Raw genomic sequence first — 14,708 nt, 5'->3', positions numbered from 1 at the left:
GAGGATTAACGAACCTACCATAACACCTACTCCGAAATTCTTGAAAGTTTCTCCGAAGAAACGGTTCAATTTTTTGAAGTTCTTCACACCAACCATTTTATCGGAGGTAAGAGATGTTTAGGACGATACTCAGATTCAGATTGCTTGTCCTTATAGCCCTCGTGGGCACCGTAATATACGGAGTTTATAGTTTCAAGAAGCTACCCATAGACGCCTTCCCTGATCCTACACCTGTTCAAGTAAACATATACACGGAGGCTCCGGGTCTCTCCGCGGAGGAGGTGGAAACTCTAATAACTATCCCCGTTGAATCGGTGATGAACGGACTGAAGGACGTCGTTCTGGTGAGGAGCGTGTCTCTGCCTGCCCTCTCTTACGTCTCCGTTTACTTTAAGGAGGGAACGGACATCTACTTCGCCAGAAGGCTCGTTATGGAGAAGCTCCCGGACGCGAGGGAGAGAGTCCCCGAAGGCTTCAACCCGGTCATGGGACCCAACGCGACTGGTTTAGGCAACGCTCTCCTCTACGTCCTGCACGACACGAGTGGTAAGTACACCAATCAGGAGCTAAAGTCCATCTTCCAGCAGTGGGTTGCCCGTCCCCTCATAATGAGCGTAGGAGGTGTTGAGGAGATAGTCCAGTTCGGTCCCGAGCTCGCCTACGTGATAGTTCCTGACCCAGATAAGTTCATAGCCTACGGGATAACGATGGAAGACCTCTTAGAGGCTCTCGAAAGAAACAACCTCCTCGTGGGCGGAGGCTTCTACCAGTCCGCGGAGGGAGACCTCGTTGTGAGGGGTCTCGGAAGGGTTTACTCGGAGGAGGATCTCCTCAGAATTCCCATAAAGGTGGATGAGGAGAAGGGGGTAAGCGTCTATCTGAGGGACGTGGCGAGAGTCGTAAAAGGTGAGGTTCCCAACAGGAGGGGAGCCTTCACGATGAACGGGAGGGAGGTTCAGGGAAACATAGTCGTAAAGAGGATATACGAGAACACCAAGGAGGTGGTGGATAAGGTAAAGGCGAAGCTAAGGGAGATACAGGAGATACTCCCGGAGGGAGTGAAGATAGAGCACCTCTACGATCAGGCGTATCTTACCGAGAAGGCGGTCTCCACAATCCAGAAGGCACTCTTCAGCGGTATGCTCCTCGTTGCTTTCGTTACCGCTTTCCTGATGGGCAACTTCAGGGCGTCGCTCATCGTCATATCCTCCCTTCCCTTAACTCTCCTTGTCGCCTTCATAGTGATGAAGGAAACGGGCATGAGCGGAAACCTGATGACCTTAGGAGGTCTCGCGATAGGTATAGGCATGTTCGTGGACTCCTCGGTCGTCATAGTTGAGAACATCTACAGACACCTGACGGAGAAGAGGGACGGATTGAAGTTCTCGGTGGTCTTGGACTCGGTCAAGGAGGTCTGGAGACCCGTCCTCTTTGCAGTTCTCATAATAGTTATAGTCTTCTCTCCCATTTTCGTTTTTGAGTCTGTTGAGGGTAAGTACTTCAAGCCTTTGGCTCTGACGCTCATAATCGCTCTCCTCGGCTCTCTACTGATAGCCTTCACCTTCATACCGGTTTTGAGCTACTACTTCCTCACACCGGGCAAGGAGACCTACAGCAGGTTGATGAACTTGATACACAGGGTTTACGACAGAGTTCTTGAGCTAACCTTCAAGGCGCGCGTCCCCCTCTTCGTGGGCGTGTTCATCTCCTTCATTCTGAGCCTCTTTCTCCTGACGAGGGTAGGGACGGAGTTCGCACCGGAGCTTGAGGAGGGAGCGGTGATAGTTAAGGCTTTCCTTGACCCCAACGTGTCTTTGGAGGAAGGAAAGAAGGTAGCTATGGCTATGGAGAAGGAGGCACTTAAGTTCCCCGAGGTTATAAGAACCTACTCCACCATCGGAAGGGCGGAGAAAGGCGAGGCGGCGGACGTGAACTACATAGAGACGTGGATAATCCTGAAGCCTCAGGACCAGTGGGAGAGCTTCAAGACGAGGGAGGAGTTCAACCAGATACTCAGGGAGAGGTTAGAGTGGGTTCCCGCCTCCTTGGGATTCACACAGCCGATAAAGATGAGGATAGATGAGCTCCTGTCGGGAGTGAGGGCGGATATAGCCATAAAGATATTCGGTCAGGATCCTGAGCTCCTGAACGAGCTTGCGGACAGGGTAAAGGAGATAGCGGAGAGCGTTCCCGGTGCGGTGGATGTCCAAAAGGAGATACAGGCGGGAAGGCTCCAGCTAAGGGTCTATCCCAAATGGGAGACCCTTGAGAGATTCGGAATTACCGCCGAAGAGGTTCTCAACGTTATCAAGTACGCCCTCGGCGGTGCGGAGATGGGTGTCCTTCAACAGGATACGCTCCTCTTCCCGATAGTCATGACCCTGCCAGAGGACTTCAGAGGAGACATAAGCAAGCTCAAGAGCATCCCCCTCTTTGAGAGGGACGGGAAACTCCTCACCTTCGGAGACGTGGCGGACATAAGGATAGAGCCAGGACTCTTCGTTATAAGGAGGGAGAACAACATAAGGTTCTCCCTTGTAATGCTTAACGTAGAGGGAAGGGACATAGGAGGTTTCGTTGAGGAACTCCGGAGTAAGATAGAGCAGGAGTTGGATCTTCCTACGGGATACTTCATAACCTACGGAGGTCAGTTTGAGAACCAGCAGAGGGCTATGAAGAGGCTCTCGGTTGCCGTTCCCGTTTCTATCTTCCTCATATTCGTAATGCTCTACCTCAACTTCAACTCCATAAGGGACGCCCTGGTAGTCATGCTTAACGTCCCCTTTGCGGTGATCGGCGGTATAGTCGCTCTATATATATCTGGCTTCAACCTGTCCGTCCCGTCGGCTATAGGCTTCATAGCCATATTCGGCATAGCGACGCTCAACGGAGTGGTGCTCGTAACCTACATACGCCAGCTACTTGAAAACGGACTTGACATAAGAGAAGCGGTCAGGAAAGCAGCTATCCTCAGAATAAGACCCATACTCATAACCGCTATAACCACCTTCATGGGACTTATCCCTCTGCTCGTAATAAGGGACATAGGCTCTGAGGTTCAGAAGCCCCTCGCCACGGTTGTGGTGGGTGGAATATTCACTTCGACCCTTCTTACCCTCGTAATCCTCCCCGCGGTTTACGAGAGCGTTTACAGGAGGTTTCCCCGTGGCTAACTCAGTCCTTCCTGCTCGGCTCACCAAGGGCTTTGTAAAGAAGCTGGCGAAGCTCACGGATGTCCTGTTCTATCCTGTCAAGCCTCCGGTTGACGTTATCAAATCTGTTGTTCACGTCATCGAATCTTCTTTCGAGCGTGTCTATCCGTTTATTTATCAGGAACATGAATATTCCCATAAAACCGGCGACACCGAAGATGATAGTTATCACCTGTCCCCTCTAATATAGCACCCTGGAGGTGAAAGGCTGTGGAGGAGAAGAAGGAGAAACACGAGCTTGAGGAAGAGGAGGAGTTCGGAGAGCTCATAAAGTTTACCTTCGCTGGGTTCGCGGGCGGGCTCGGCTTGGGCTGGCTCTTTGACAGGCTCGGCTTTCAACAGAATCCCGTAGGCGAGTGGCTCGTCAGAACTCTCGCGGGTGAGGGAGAGAGCATCTTGGAAGGGATCTTTGCTATAAAGAAAAAGCTTTCAGGAGCCACCCACTCCCTCGCTCAGGCTTACGGCTGGGGGAAACTCATAGGCATGACCGTCCCCTGGTGGATAGACTTCGGGAGCAGGTTACTGGGAGTCAACGTTTATGGATGGGAGGGCTTTTACATACCCTACTTCTACGCCATGAGCGACCAGATAGGAGCGAATGTCTCTGGATTTATCTACATGTACAGACACGAAGGGAGTTTTAAAAGGGCTTCCTTAAAGTACGTCAAAAACCCCGTGATGCTGACAAGCCTCCTTGTCATTCTCATAGTTCCTCTTGGATTGCTCACCGCGAGGCTCTTGGGCTTTTCTCCAACGACGAACCTCTTCGTAGCTTTGGAGACGATAGCCGCCAACCTCTGCTGGCTCCCTCCGCTGGTGGGTATGATCTTGGAAAAGAGGAGAGATCACTCCAAGAGGTAGCCGAAGGTTCTCACGAGCTCGGGTCTCTTCCTCCAGTCGGGCTTCACCTTCACCCAGAGCTCTAAGTAAACCTTCCTGTTGGTTATGAGTTCAAGCTCTTCTCTTGCAAGCTTCCCTATCTGCTTTAGCCTCTGTCCCTTCTTCCCGATAATTATTGGCTTGAGGTTCTCCCTGTCCACGATTATCTCACCCCTTATCACGAGGACGTTGGGATCTGCATCTCCGGGCTTTATCTCCGTGATCACGACCGCCACCGCTGTGGGAACCTCCTCCCTCGTAAGGAGCATAACCTTTTCCCTAACTATCTCCGCGGCTAAGAGTCTGAGAGGAAGGTCGGTTATCATGTCTTCGGGGAAGAGGGGCTCTCCTTCGGGGAGATATTTGAGTATCGTCTTCTCAAGCTCTTCAAGGTTCGCTCCTTTTAGAGCGCTGATTGGAACTATCTCCTTAAACTCTGGATGCTTCTTGTGGAGCTCATCTATAAGAGGCAGGACGTTCTTCGCGGGTCCTATTTTATCTATCTTGTTTATCACGAGGACAACGGGCTTCTCTTCAGCGAGTGGTTTTACGTAGTTCTGAAAGACCTCCTCGTCCCGCTTTCTCCATCCCTCCTCAGCATCGATCATGAAGAGGATAACGTCCGCGTCCTCGAGGCTCTGCTTAGCCATCTGGAGCATCGCCTTACCAAGGGCATCGGATCCCTTCGGCTGGTATATTCCGGGAGTGTCCAAGAAAACGATCTGGGCAATTTCGGGAATGTTTTTGACGCCAAGAACCCTTATTCTCGTCGTCCCAGGCTTTGGTGTTACTATCGAGACCTTCCTGCCTAACAGGTTGTTCAAAAGAGTGGACTTTCCCACGTTTGGCTTTCCCACTATCGCAACGTAACCAACTTTCATTTACCTTTAGCCTCCTTTATAAACCTCTCAATCTTCATTTTATCCTTAACACCCGGCTCTAACTCTACTCCCGAGGAGACGTCCACACCGAAGGGTCTCACCTTCAGTACAGCCTCCCTTACATTCTCGGGTTTCAAGCCTCCCGAGAGTATGACTTTAAAGCCCTTTTCAACGATCTCCTCAGCTATGTTCCAGTTGAAACTCTTTCCTGTTCCACCGTAGGCTTTCTCCGAATAGGTGTCTAAGAGTATGGCATGGGCTCTTTTCCAGATAACCTTTATCTCAGGCGCTCTGTCTCTAACTCTGAAAGCCTTTATGACTCTGTCAAAGCCTATTTCCTCGGCAAGTTCGGGATCCTCCTCCCCGTGGAGCTGAATAAGGTCAAAGCCCTCCTCAAGGGCTTCAAGAGCTTCCTCCTCGGAGGGATTTACCATTACTGCCACCTTCTTAACACCCTTCAGGTTTTCGAGAATATTCCTCCTCTTCTCTTTCGGAACAAACCTCGGGCTCCTTGGATAGAGTATCAGTCCCACGTAGTCCGCTCCTCTCTCGGTGGCAAAGAGGGCGTCCTCTAAGGTCGTTATCCCGCAGATCTTCACCTTAACCATCGGGAGTAATCTAACACCTATTGAGTGCTCGCTCAAGCATCCTTACCATCCCCTCGTAGTGGGTCCCTTTCCAGAAGAGGGCATCACACTTAGGACATAGGGTAAAGTCGTAGGCGGTATCGTAGGCTTTGGGTGGAACTCTCTCCCTCACCTCTTCCTTCTTGACAGGTATAAGCTCGGTACCGCAGTAGGCGCACTTGTCTAAGGCGAGCTCCGGCTTGAGACTAAAATGCTTTACAACCATGCATAGCTGAAGTTCCCAGTCATGTCTGGGGACTACGAGGTACCTAATGTCCGCCTTCTTGAGCGTTTCTTCCCACCTCGTGGAGGTTGTTATGAAGATTCTGTCCTGATTCTTAGCTATTTCTTCCTTCTTTATCGGACCTTCTATAACCTTCACATCGTGCCCTAAGAATCTTAGCCATTTGGCGAGCTTGGAAAGGTTGCTCTCCAAAAGAAATTTCATTTATCTTTATTAAAATAATGCTGAGGGATCACGGGAAGACTGCTCTGATATACGGTGGGAGGGAAATAAGTTACTCCGAGTTAATAGAGAACATAGGTTCTTTTGGAAGTTTGATAGGAATTCTTCCAGAGGAAAGAGTTCTCATCGTTTCAGAGAACAGGCCCGAGTGGATATATTCCCTTTACGCGACGTGGAGGAGAGGAGGAATAGCGGTCCCCGTGGACTTTATGTCGGGTCCTGAGGATATAGCTTACGTTATTAGAGACTCGGAGCCTAAGATCGCCCTTTGCTCGGATCAGACGGAGGGAAACTTAAGGAAGGCCATCGAGGTCGTTGGAAAAGATATTGAGGTTCTGAATTTTGACAGGATAACGCTACCGAAGCCTCAGGACAAGGTAGTGCACCGGGAACCAGAAGATATAGCTCTTCTCCTCTACACCTCGGGAACTACAGGTGAACCTAAGGGGGTCATGCTCACTTTCAGGAATCTTCTTTCAAACATAGAGGGTGTGGCGGAAGCAGGGATAGCCGCAAAGGAGGATTCCACCCTCGCCATACTACCATTCCACCACTCCTATCCGCTTATGGTAACCGTGTTGCTCCCCTTACATATCGGAGCAACGATCGTATTCCTGGATAAGTTAACTCCCGAAGACATACTCCAAAAGCTCCAGACCTACCGGATAACAATACTCGTTGGCGTTCCCAGACTGTACAACCTCTTCCACAAGAGGATAAAGGAGAGGATAGAGAAGAACCTCATCGCAAAGCTCCTCTTTAAACTTATGGAGAACATAGAGGTTCAGGGCATCAGGAGGAGGGTTTTCTCTAAGGTTCACGAGACCTTTGGAGGAAACATCAAGTACATGGTAAGCGGAGGAGCGAAGCTCGATCCTGAGATCGCCCGAGATCTCGTTACCCTTGGATTCACGGTGCTCGAGGGTTACGGTCTTACCGAAACCTCCCCGATAGTCACCTTCAACCCTCCCGACAGGATAAAGTTAGGATCGGTCGGTCTTCCCATAAAGAACGTTCAGGTGAGGATATCGGATGAGGGAGAGGTTCTCGTTAGAGGTCCCAACGTGATGAAGGGATACTGGAACAAGCCTAAGGAGACCTCAGAGGTTATAAGACAGGGATGGTTCTACACGGGAGACCTCGGATATGTGGACGAGGATGGATACCTTTACATAACGGGAAGAAAAAAAGAGATCATAGTTTTGGGAACGGGGAAGAACGTAAATCCCGAAGAGATAGAGAGCCTCATTCTCAAGGAGAGCGATCTCGTAAAGGAGGTAGGTATCTTAGAGGTAAACGGCAAGCTCCACGCCCTCATATATCCTGACTTTCAGAAGGCTAAGGAGCTCGGAATAGTGAATCTATACGAAACTCTCAAGTGGAACGTGATCGATAAGGTGAACAGAAAACTCCCTGAGTGGAAGAGGATAGCCGGCTTCAAGATAGTGGAGGTGGAGCTTCCCAAGACGAGGTTGGGAAAACTCAGGAGGTTCCTCCTCCCGGACCTCTACAGTAGAGCAGAGAGCGTGAAAAAGGAGAAGGAAGACCTTTCCATCTTTGAGAGCGAGGAGGGGAGGCTCATAAGGGACTACCTGAGAAAGGAGACAGGTAAAGAGGTTCTACCCTCCTCCCACATAGAACTTGATTTAGGTCTCGACTCCCTCGGAAAGGTAGAGCTCCTAAGTTTTGTAGAAAACTCCTTCGGAGTTAGCCTTTCGGAGGAGGATCTTTCCAAAAATCCGACGGTTAGGGAACTGATAGAGCTCGTGAAGGAGAGGAAGGAGAGAGTTGAGATAAAGGGTGTGAGCTGGAAGGAGATCTTGGAGAAGGCTCCCGACTTCAACCTTCCTGACTATCCTCTTGTATTTCGTCTCGGGAGGCTGATCCTTAAGGCGCTCTTCAAGATCTACAACAGAGTAGAGATGGAGGGGATAGAGAACCTCCCTCCCAAGCCCTTCATCCTTGCTCCCAACCACGCGAGCTACTTAGACGCCTTCGTCCTTGCGAGCGTCCTTCCCGAGGAGGTGGGAAAGGATACCTACTTCTTAGGAGAGGAGATTTACTTCAGGAATCCGATAACCTCCCTTTTCGGAAAGCTCGCCCACGTGATAACGGTGAATGTGAACAGGAAGCTAAAGGAATCCCTTCAGAAGGTGGCAACGGTTCTGAAGAAGGGAAAGGTGGTAGTTATATTTCCCGAAGGTGCGAGAACGAGGACAGGAGAGTTGATGGAGTTCAAGAAGGGAGTTGCTATACTCGGGAGGGAGTTAGAAGTTCCTATAGTTCCAGTCGCCCTGATAGGGGCATACGAGGCTATGTCCATATACGACAGGTTCCCTAAGCCTATAAAGATAAAGGTGAAATTAGGAAAGCCTATATATCCGAACGGGAAGAGCTACGAGGAGCTGACCGAAGAACTGAAAAGGAGTGTCGGGGAACTTCTGATGTCTGAAAAGAAGTTGTAATTGATAATGAGACTAATTATATTATTCTGCGATGAGTGTCAATCTCAACGAAATAAAGAGGGAGTTTACCAAGTTTTTGAAACGGAAGAACATGAAGATAACCCAGAGCAGACTGAATCTAATAGATCTGATAGCTAATTACGGGAAGCACTTTGAAGTTGAGGAGCTCGTAAACTGGATAGCGACTCGAGCGGACAGGAGCGTCTCCCGTTCTACCATATACAGAACCATAAAGCTCCTTCAGGAGTTCGGCGTGATAAAGGAGGTCATAAAACAGAACAACAGGACGATCTACGAGTTCGTCGCAGGGAAGGCTCACCACGACCATCTTGTATGCACAGAATGCGGGAAGATAATAGAGTTCGTGAACGAGGACATAGAGAAGCTCCAGGACGAGGTATGCGAGGAGTACGACTTCCAACCTGAGTACCACAGGCTCGAGATCTTCGGTCTATGCTCCGAGTGCAGGAAAAGTAAAGTAACATAATCCTATGATCTACAGAAGACGCGTCCAGTTCTACGAAACAGACGCTCAAGGTGTAGTCCACCACTCCAACTACTTCCGATACTTCGAGGAGGCGAGGGGAGAACTCCTCAGGAGCTTGGAACTTCCCTACAGTGAGATAAGGAAGGAGGGCTACGAGGTGGTCCTCTTGGAAGCCTGCTGTAACTTCAAGAAACCTCTATACTACGACGACCTGGTCGAGGTAGAGATAAGCTTAGAAAACATGGACAGGTTTACCTTCTCCTTCTCCTACGAGGTGAGGGTAGAGGGAGAGGTTAAAGCCCAGGGGAGCACCAAGCATTGCATGGTGAGAGAGGGTAAGATAGTCTCCCTGCCCGAAGACATCAGGAGGAGGCTGAGGGAGGCGGTGGGGGTATGAGGTTTATACTCCTGCTCCTCATAGTTCTGGAGGTGGTTGTTATGAAGGTAGCTATCGCTCAGGAGCTTTACATAAGGGATCTTCCCAACGGAGCCAAGCTGATAATTAAGCCGAGGGAGGACACCGAGGCGGTAGCCCTCCACGTCTGGTTCAGAGTCGGGTCCCTTTACGAGAAGTACGACGAAAAGGGAATGGCACACTTCTTGGAGCACATGCTCTTCAACGGTTCGGAAAAGTACCCTTACGGGGAGATAGACAGGATAGTTGAGAGTCTTGGAGGTAATATAAACGCGGGGACTTCCAAGGACTTTACCTACTACCACATAGAGATAGCCAAGCCCTACTGGAGGGAAGCCCTTGAGGTTCTCTACCAGCTCACCCTTAAGGCTACCCTCGAGGAGGAGATGATAGAGAAGGAAAAACCTATCGTTATAGAGGAGCTTCGCAGAGGCAAGGACAATCCTTCTACGGTCCTGTGGGAGACCTTTGAAAAAACCGCCTACAAGGTCTCTCCCTACCGCTTTCCTGTCATAGGCTTCGAGGAGACCATAAGGAAGTTCACGAGAGAAATGCTCCTCAACTTTTACAGGAGTTTCTACCAGCCGAGGAACATGGCGATCGTTGTCGTAGGCAACGTAGACCCCAAGGAGGTGGAGGAAGAGGTTCTAAGGACCTTTGGTAGGGAGGAGGGTCGTCCCGTCCCGAAAGTTCAGATACCAAGAGAGCCGGAGCTTGAAGTGGTCAGGTTCGAAAAGATCAAGGATCCAAGGATTGAAAAAGCATACTGGATAATAGGATGGAGGGTGCCCGCCATAGGTAAGACCGATTACTACGGCATGGTGGTCTTCGATGAGATCTTGGGGAGCGGTAGAACCTCAATACTTTACAGGGAACTGAAGGAGAAAGGTCTCGTCTACTCCTTCTTTACGGGGGATCTTGGAAGACCGAGGGACAACCTTTACATAGTTAGCGCGACCTTCGATCCCGATAGATATGAGGAGGTTAAAGGGAAGGTTCTTGAACTCATGAGAAAGACTTACGAGGGTCTCACCGACGAGCAGGTGGAGCTCGCAAAGGCGAGGATAGTAAACTCGAGAATATTCGAGGAGGAAAAGGTCGAGGGAGACGCCTACGACATAGGCTACTCCTACACCGTCGTCAAGGATCTCGACTTTTACAGGTTCTTCGAGAAGAACGTGGGGAGGGTGAGGAAGGTCGAGGTGATGAGGTTTTACGAGAGGTACATAGAGGGCAAGCCTTACGTAGAGGTTCTCATGGTTCCCGAAAGAGGAGGTGAGCGATGAGGCTTATCGTTCTATCCCTGTGTTCCTCCCTTCTTCTGAGCGGATGTACCTTAATGGTGGGAGCTGCCGCAGGAGGAGCCGCAGGGTACTACGTGGGAAAGGAAGGTTACAAGGTAAAGGTAGAGAAGGAAAAGGAGTAAAATATAAAGCTATGATGAAGGTAATCGTCCTTTCCCTTCTTGCGGCTGTATTCCTTACCTCCTGTGCAGAGGCGGTTCTCGTGGGAGCCGGTGTCGTGGCCGGGGGAGCGGCCGGATATTACGTCGGCAAGGAGGGCTACAAAGTAAAAATAGAGAAAGAAGAGTAGTAATGATAGGTTTCCTCTTAGTAGTTCTTTCCTTTATCTTCAGCTTCGGAGGAGTTCAGGTGAAGGAGATAGATCTTTCCAACGGGGTTAAGGTTCTCTATAAGGAGACGAAGGGGAAAGGAATAGTTTCGGGTGTGATCTTCTTCAGAGGCGGACAGAACGGGGAGAATATACCTGGGGAAACCCACCTCCTCTTCACCCTTCTTCTAAAGGGTAGCAAGGGATACCCTACCTCTTATGAAATATCCTTCCCCTTCGAGAGGTACGGAGGGTACATATATTCTTCATCGAGCGACGACTTCTCCGAGATAGGCTTCACTACTAAGGTGGAAGGATTTAAAGAGGCTTTGAATGTTCTCTCGGACGTTATAGAGAGTCCACTTCTCAGAAAGGAGGATCTTGAGAGGGAGAGGAAGAACACATTAATTGCTATAAAGTCTAAGAGGGAGAGGGGAATGGAGTTCGCCATGGAGAACCTTAGAAAGCTTACCTACAGAGGTACGCCTTACGAGACCTCACCCTTGGGAACGGAGGAGAGCGTTGGAAAGATTAGAAAGGAAGATCTGATAAGGAGGCTTGAGGAGTTGAGGAGGGGTGAGAATATCGTGATAAGCGTCGTGGGAGACATGCCCGCGGAAGAGGCGATTCCTTTGATCGAGGAAGCCTTTTCGTCTTTGCCTAAAGGAAAGCTGAATGTAAAGGAGATGGAAAACAAGATAGAGAAGGAGGAGATTCTTCGAGTGAAGAGGGAGGGGACACAGGCGACGATCCTGTGTGCCTTTAACGCCCCTTCGAGAAAGTCAAAGGACTACTTCACCTTTAAGGTTCTCTCGAGTGCCCTCGGTGAGGGTATGACCTCGAAGCTGTTCAAAGAGTTAAGAGAAAAGAAGGGTTACGCCTACGCCACCTACGCCTTCTATCCCACGAGGCTATCCTCTCCGAGGTTGTTCGCCTACATAGGAACCTCTCCAGAAAAGAGGGAAGACGCCCTCAAGGATCTAATAAAGGTTGTAAAAAACCCGAAACTGAAGGAGGAGGACGTGGAGATCGCCCGGAGGAAGATAGTGGGGGACTTTTTCTTAGACCATCAGACGAGGCTCAGACAGGCTTGGTACTTAGGCTTCTACGAGGTGATGGGACTCGGCTGGAGGATGGACGAGGAGTTCCCCAAGAGGATAGAGGGTGTTACCTTAGAGGACCTTGAGGAGGCGATAGCGAAATACATAGACAAATACCACTGTGTTGTGGTCGAACCCTGATTAGAATATTTCCATGGAGGCGATAATCGGTGTCCTTACGGTATCGGACAGAGCGAGCAGGGGTGAGTATGAGGACATAAGCGGCAAGGCTATCATCGATTACCTTAAGGAGGTTGTAAAGACCCCCTACGAGGTCGAGTACAGGATAGTACCCGATGAAAAGGAGTTGATAGAGAAAACACTCATAGAGATGGTAGATGAGATAGGGTGCAGTCTAATACTAACAACTGGAGGAACTGGACCGGCTCCGAGGGACGTAACTCCGGAAGCCACCGAAGCCGTTTGCGAGAAGATGCTCCCCGGTTTCGGAGAGCTGATGAGGCAGGTCTCCCTCAAACAGGTTCCCACCGCCATACTCTCAAGGCAGACCGCCGGAATAAGGAGGCACTGTCTGATCGTGAACCTCCCCGGAAAGCCTCAGTCCATAAGGGTATGCCTTGACGCTGTCTTCCCAGCAATTCCCTACTGCATAGACCTCATAGGCGGAGCCTTCATAGACACTTACGATGATAGGATAAAAGCCTTCAGACCCGGAAGGTGATAGAATTTAATTAAGGAGGTGGAGGTCATGCCTGTATTTGTGATGCTAACAACTTTAACTGACGAAGGAGCTAAGACACTCAAGCAGAAGCCCGGAAGGATAAAGGAAGTGGATCAGGAGGTCATGAACAAGTTCGGTGTTAAGATCCTCGCCCAGTACGCCGTCATGGGTCCCTACGACTTCGTGAACATAATCGAGGCTCCCGACAACGACACCGTCGTCAAGATGGCGATAGAGCTGAACTCCAGAGGAACGATAAGGACTCTCACCATGCCCGCAATAGATATAGACACCCTTATAAAGGACTTGGAGGAACTTCCCAAATAGGTTCGGCGGGCTATCTTATCCCTTATGATCGAGAGGAGGAAGACCCGTCAGATAAGTGTGGGCTGGGTTAAGATCGGCGGAGACGCCCCCGTCGTCGTCCAGTCCATGACCTCAACCAAGACCCATGACGTTGAAGCCACCTTAGATCAGATAAATAAACTTTACAACGCTGGTTGCGAGATAGTTCGGGTTGCCGTCCCCCACAAGGAGGATGTAGAAGCCTTAGAGGACATAGTTAGAAACAGCCCAGTTCCAGTAATCGCCGACATTCACTTCGCCCCCTCCTACGCCTTCCTCTCGATGGAGAAGGGGGTTCACTGCATAAGAATAAATCCGGGGAACATAGGTAAGGAGGAGATCGTAAGGGAGATAGTGGAGGAGGCTAAGGTCAAGGGTATAGCGATCAGGATAGGTGTGAACTCGGGCTCTTTGGAGAAGGATCTCCTTGAGAAGTACGGCTACCCATGTGCGGAGGCTCTTGCGGAGAGCGCCTTAAGGTGGTCGGAGAAGTTCGAGAGGTGGGGCTTGACCAACTACAAGGTGTCCATAAAGGGATCGGACGTTCTTGAGAACGTGAAGGCTAACGTGATCTTCGCTGAGAGAACGGACGTTCCCCTCCACATAGGCATAACCGAAGCGGGGATGGGAACCAAGGGGATAATTAAGTCTTCGGTTGGAATAGGGATACTGCTCCACATGGGAATAGGAGACACCGTGAGGGTATCTTTAACCGACGACCCTGTCGTGGAGGTGGAGACCGCCTACGAGATACTTAGATCTCTGGGGCTGAGGAGAAGGGGAGTGGAGATCGTAGCCTGTCCTACCTGTGGCAGAATAGAGGTGGATCTACCCAGGGTGGTTAGGGAGGTAGAAGAGAAGCTCAAGGGGGTGAAAAAACCTCTAAAAGTTGCGATAATGGGATGTGTGGTAAACGCCATAGGTGAGGCGAGGGAGGCGGATGTGGGTCTCGCCTGCGGGAGAGGTTTCGCCTGGGTATTTAAGAACGGGAAGCCTCTAAGGAAGGTGAACGAGAAGGAGATGGCGGAGGAACTCCTCCGTGAGATAGAGAGCATGGACGGTGAGGTGAACTATGGCTGAAGAGGAGAAGAAGGAAGAGGAGCTCTCACAGGAGGAACTCGCTAAGCAGTGGGAAGAGGCTTTAGCCCAACAACAGCAGCAGTCTTCTGAAGGAGAAGAAGAGAAGAAGGAGGAAGAGAAGAAAGAAGAAACCTTCGTAGCGGAAAAGAAGGTAACCCAGGAGGACATAGCCAAGCTTCTCGAACGCTTGATGGACATACCCCTGAACCTCGAAGTGGTCGTAGGTTCGACCCGTATCCAGATAAGGGAGCTCATAAACCTCGGTCCGGGTTCTGTTCTGGAGCTCGACAGGGAGACCACCGAACCGGTCGATATAAAGGTGAACGGAAAGCTCGTGGCTAAGGGGGAGTTGGTGGTAGTTGGCGAAAGGTTCGGAGTGAGGATAACAGAGATATACAGCGAGGAGAGGAAGAGTGTCTTCAAGGACACACTACAGGAGAGTCTTAAGAAGTAGTTATA

The 14,708-nt window shown here is 50.3% G+C and carries 17 protein-coding genes; 13 read left to right on the top strand and 4 right to left on the bottom strand.

Translation table 11 applies throughout. The annotated features are described in order from the left end of the window. The first annotated feature begins 113 nt into the window (after nucleotides 1-113). Complete coding sequence (locus tag ACZ483_RS07530) at nucleotides 114-3,173, top strand: efflux RND transporter permease subunit (RefSeq protein WP_464323561.1); 3,060 nt, start codon at nucleotides 114-116, stop codon at nucleotides 3,171-3,173. 1 nt (nucleotide 3,174) lies between these two features. Here ACZ483_RS07530 and ACZ483_RS07525 read toward each other — a convergent pair whose 3' ends face one another. After that, entirely contained in the window at nucleotides 3,175-3,384 is a 210-nt protein-coding gene (locus ACZ483_RS07525) for a hypothetical protein (RefSeq protein WP_464323560.1), read from the bottom strand. A gap of 38 nt (nucleotides 3,385-3,422) precedes the next feature. Here ACZ483_RS07525 and ACZ483_RS07520 point away from each other — a divergent pair, with 38 nt between their 5' ends. After that, nucleotides 3,423-4,073, top strand: a complete 651-nt coding sequence (locus ACZ483_RS07520; protein WP_464323559.1) for a hypothetical protein — start codon at nucleotides 3,423-3,425, stop codon at nucleotides 4,071-4,073. Here the strand turns inward: ACZ483_RS07520 and era are convergent. The 3 genes from era to ACZ483_RS07505 are packed head-to-tail and all read right to left on the bottom strand — an operon-like array spanning nucleotide 4,058 to nucleotide 6,046. Continuing rightward, the gene (era, locus tag ACZ483_RS07515) at nucleotides 4,058-4,972 is read right to left on the bottom strand and encodes a GTPase Era (protein ID WP_464323558.1); all 915 of its coding nucleotides are present in this window, start codon (nucleotides 4,970-4,972) and stop codon (nucleotides 4,058-4,060) included. The two genes, ACZ483_RS07520 and era, sit on opposite strands and share 16 nt — an antisense overlap. Next, nucleotides 4,969-5,580 carry a phosphoribosylanthranilate isomerase gene (locus tag ACZ483_RS07510; RefSeq protein WP_464323557.1) on the bottom strand — a complete coding sequence of 204 codons (612 nt, stop codon included), beginning with the start codon at nucleotides 5,578-5,580 and terminating at the stop codon, nucleotides 4,969-4,971. Before ACZ483_RS07510 ends, era begins: the two co-directional genes overlap by 4 nt. Before the next feature lie 10 nt (nucleotides 5,581-5,590). Further along, nucleotides 5,591-6,046 (bottom strand): Mut7-C RNAse domain-containing protein, encoded by a 456-nt coding sequence (locus ACZ483_RS07505; protein ID WP_464323556.1) that lies wholly within the window; start codon nucleotides 6,044-6,046, stop codon nucleotides 5,591-5,593. A 17-nt stretch (nucleotides 6,047-6,063) separates the two neighbouring features. Here ACZ483_RS07505 and ACZ483_RS07500 point away from each other — a divergent pair, with 17 nt between their 5' ends. From ACZ483_RS07500 to fliN, 11 genes are read left to right on the top strand one after another with little or no spacing between them, the layout of a single operon-like run. Beyond that, complete coding sequence (locus ACZ483_RS07500) at nucleotides 6,064-8,529, top strand: AMP-binding protein (protein ID WP_464323555.1); 2,466 nt, start codon at nucleotides 6,064-6,066, stop codon at nucleotides 8,527-8,529. A gap of 31 nt (nucleotides 8,530-8,560) precedes the next feature. Beyond that, a complete protein-coding gene (locus tag ACZ483_RS07495) occupies nucleotides 8,561-9,016 on the top strand; it encodes a Fur family transcriptional regulator (RefSeq protein WP_464323554.1) in 456 nt (151 codons plus the stop codon). A gap of 4 nt (nucleotides 9,017-9,020) precedes the next feature. Further along, nucleotides 9,021-9,413: an acyl-CoA thioesterase gene (locus ACZ483_RS07490; RefSeq protein ID WP_464323553.1), complete on the top strand. Its 393-nt coding sequence runs from the start codon at nucleotides 9,021-9,023 to the stop codon at nucleotides 9,411-9,413. Further along, nucleotides 9,410-10,717, top strand: coding sequence for a M16 family metallopeptidase (locus ACZ483_RS07485; RefSeq protein ID WP_464323552.1), 1,308 nt, complete (start codon nucleotides 9,410-9,412; stop codon nucleotides 10,715-10,717). Before ACZ483_RS07490 ends, ACZ483_RS07485 begins: the two co-directional genes overlap by 4 nt. Beyond that, on the top strand, nucleotides 10,714-10,857 hold the full coding sequence (locus tag ACZ483_RS07480) for a hypothetical protein (protein WP_464323551.1): 144 nt from the start codon (nucleotides 10,714-10,716) through the stop codon (nucleotides 10,855-10,857). The genes ACZ483_RS07485 and ACZ483_RS07480 overlap by 4 nt, the downstream gene beginning before the upstream one ends. An 11-nt stretch (nucleotides 10,858-10,868) precedes the next feature. Beyond that, on the top strand, nucleotides 10,869-11,024 hold the full coding sequence (locus ACZ483_RS07475) for a hypothetical protein (protein WP_464323550.1): 156 nt from the start codon (nucleotides 10,869-10,871) through the stop codon (nucleotides 11,022-11,024). 2 nt (nucleotides 11,025-11,026) lie between these two features. Continuing rightward, entirely contained in the window at nucleotides 11,027-12,283 is a 1,257-nt protein-coding gene (locus ACZ483_RS07470) for a M16 family metallopeptidase (RefSeq protein WP_464323549.1), read from the top strand. Between the two features lie 13 nt (nucleotides 12,284-12,296). Then, complete coding sequence (mog, locus tag ACZ483_RS07465; RefSeq protein WP_464323548.1) at nucleotides 12,297-12,824, top strand: molybdopterin adenylyltransferase; 528 nt, start codon at nucleotides 12,297-12,299, stop codon at nucleotides 12,822-12,824. Between the two features lie 27 nt (nucleotides 12,825-12,851). After that, complete coding sequence (locus ACZ483_RS07460) at nucleotides 12,852-13,151, top strand: GYD domain-containing protein (protein WP_464323547.1); 300 nt, start codon at nucleotides 12,852-12,854, stop codon at nucleotides 13,149-13,151. A gap of 24 nt (nucleotides 13,152-13,175) precedes the next feature. Next, the gene (ispG, locus tag ACZ483_RS07455; RefSeq protein WP_464323546.1) at nucleotides 13,176-14,249 is read left to right on the top strand and encodes a flavodoxin-dependent (E)-4-hydroxy-3-methylbut-2-enyl-diphosphate synthase; all 1,074 of its coding nucleotides are present in this window, start codon (nucleotides 13,176-13,178) and stop codon (nucleotides 14,247-14,249) included. Then, complete coding sequence (gene fliN / locus ACZ483_RS07450; protein WP_464323545.1) at nucleotides 14,242-14,703, top strand: flagellar motor switch protein FliN; 462 nt, start codon at nucleotides 14,242-14,244, stop codon at nucleotides 14,701-14,703. The genes ispG and fliN overlap by 8 nt, the downstream gene beginning before the upstream one ends. Nucleotides 14,704-14,708: the final 5 nt, after the last annotated feature.

The organism is Hydrogenivirga okinawensis (genome assembly GCF_055385515.1).
Note: the sequence above shows the minus strand (reverse complement) of the source record. Positions and strands in the feature narration are given on the sequence as shown.

Excerpts from the sequence above, each read along its gene's own strand:
- ACZ483_RS07530 (WP_464323561.1), top strand. The coding sequence starts at position 114 with ATGTTTAGGACGATACTCAGATTCAGATTGCTTGTCCTTATAGCCCTC.
- era (WP_464323558.1), bottom strand. The coding sequence starts at position 4,972 with ATGAAAGTTGGTTACGTTGCGATAGTGGGAAAGCCAAACGTGGGAAAG.
- ACZ483_RS07510 (WP_464323557.1), bottom strand. The coding sequence starts at position 5,580 with ATGGTTAAGGTGAAGATCTGCGGGATAACGACCTTAGAGGACGCCCTC.
- ACZ483_RS07505 (WP_464323556.1), bottom strand. The coding sequence starts at position 6,046 with ATGAAATTTCTTTTGGAGAGCAACCTTTCCAAGCTCGCCAAATGGCTA.
- ACZ483_RS07500 (WP_464323555.1), top strand. The coding sequence starts at position 6,064 with ATGCTGAGGGATCACGGGAAGACTGCTCTGATATACGGTGGGAGGGAA.
- ACZ483_RS07495 (WP_464323554.1), top strand. The coding sequence starts at position 8,561 with ATGAGTGTCAATCTCAACGAAATAAAGAGGGAGTTTACCAAGTTTTTG.
- ACZ483_RS07490 (WP_464323553.1), top strand. The coding sequence starts at position 9,021 with ATGATCTACAGAAGACGCGTCCAGTTCTACGAAACAGACGCTCAAGGT.
- ACZ483_RS07485 (WP_464323552.1), top strand. The coding sequence starts at position 9,410 with ATGAGGTTTATACTCCTGCTCCTCATAGTTCTGGAGGTGGTTGTTATG.
- ACZ483_RS07480 (WP_464323551.1), top strand. The coding sequence starts at position 10,714 with ATGAGGCTTATCGTTCTATCCCTGTGTTCCTCCCTTCTTCTGAGCGGA.
- ACZ483_RS07475 (WP_464323550.1), top strand. The coding sequence starts at position 10,869 with ATGATGAAGGTAATCGTCCTTTCCCTTCTTGCGGCTGTATTCCTTACC.
- ACZ483_RS07470 (WP_464323549.1), top strand. The coding sequence starts at position 11,027 with ATGATAGGTTTCCTCTTAGTAGTTCTTTCCTTTATCTTCAGCTTCGGA.
- mog (WP_464323548.1), top strand. The coding sequence starts at position 12,297 with ATGGAGGCGATAATCGGTGTCCTTACGGTATCGGACAGAGCGAGCAGG.
- ACZ483_RS07460 (WP_464323547.1), top strand. The coding sequence starts at position 12,852 with ATGCCTGTATTTGTGATGCTAACAACTTTAACTGACGAAGGAGCTAAG.
- ispG (WP_464323546.1), top strand. The coding sequence starts at position 13,176 with ATGATCGAGAGGAGGAAGACCCGTCAGATAAGTGTGGGCTGGGTTAAG.
- fliN (WP_464323545.1), top strand. The coding sequence starts at position 14,242 with ATGGCTGAAGAGGAGAAGAAGGAAGAGGAGCTCTCACAGGAGGAACTC.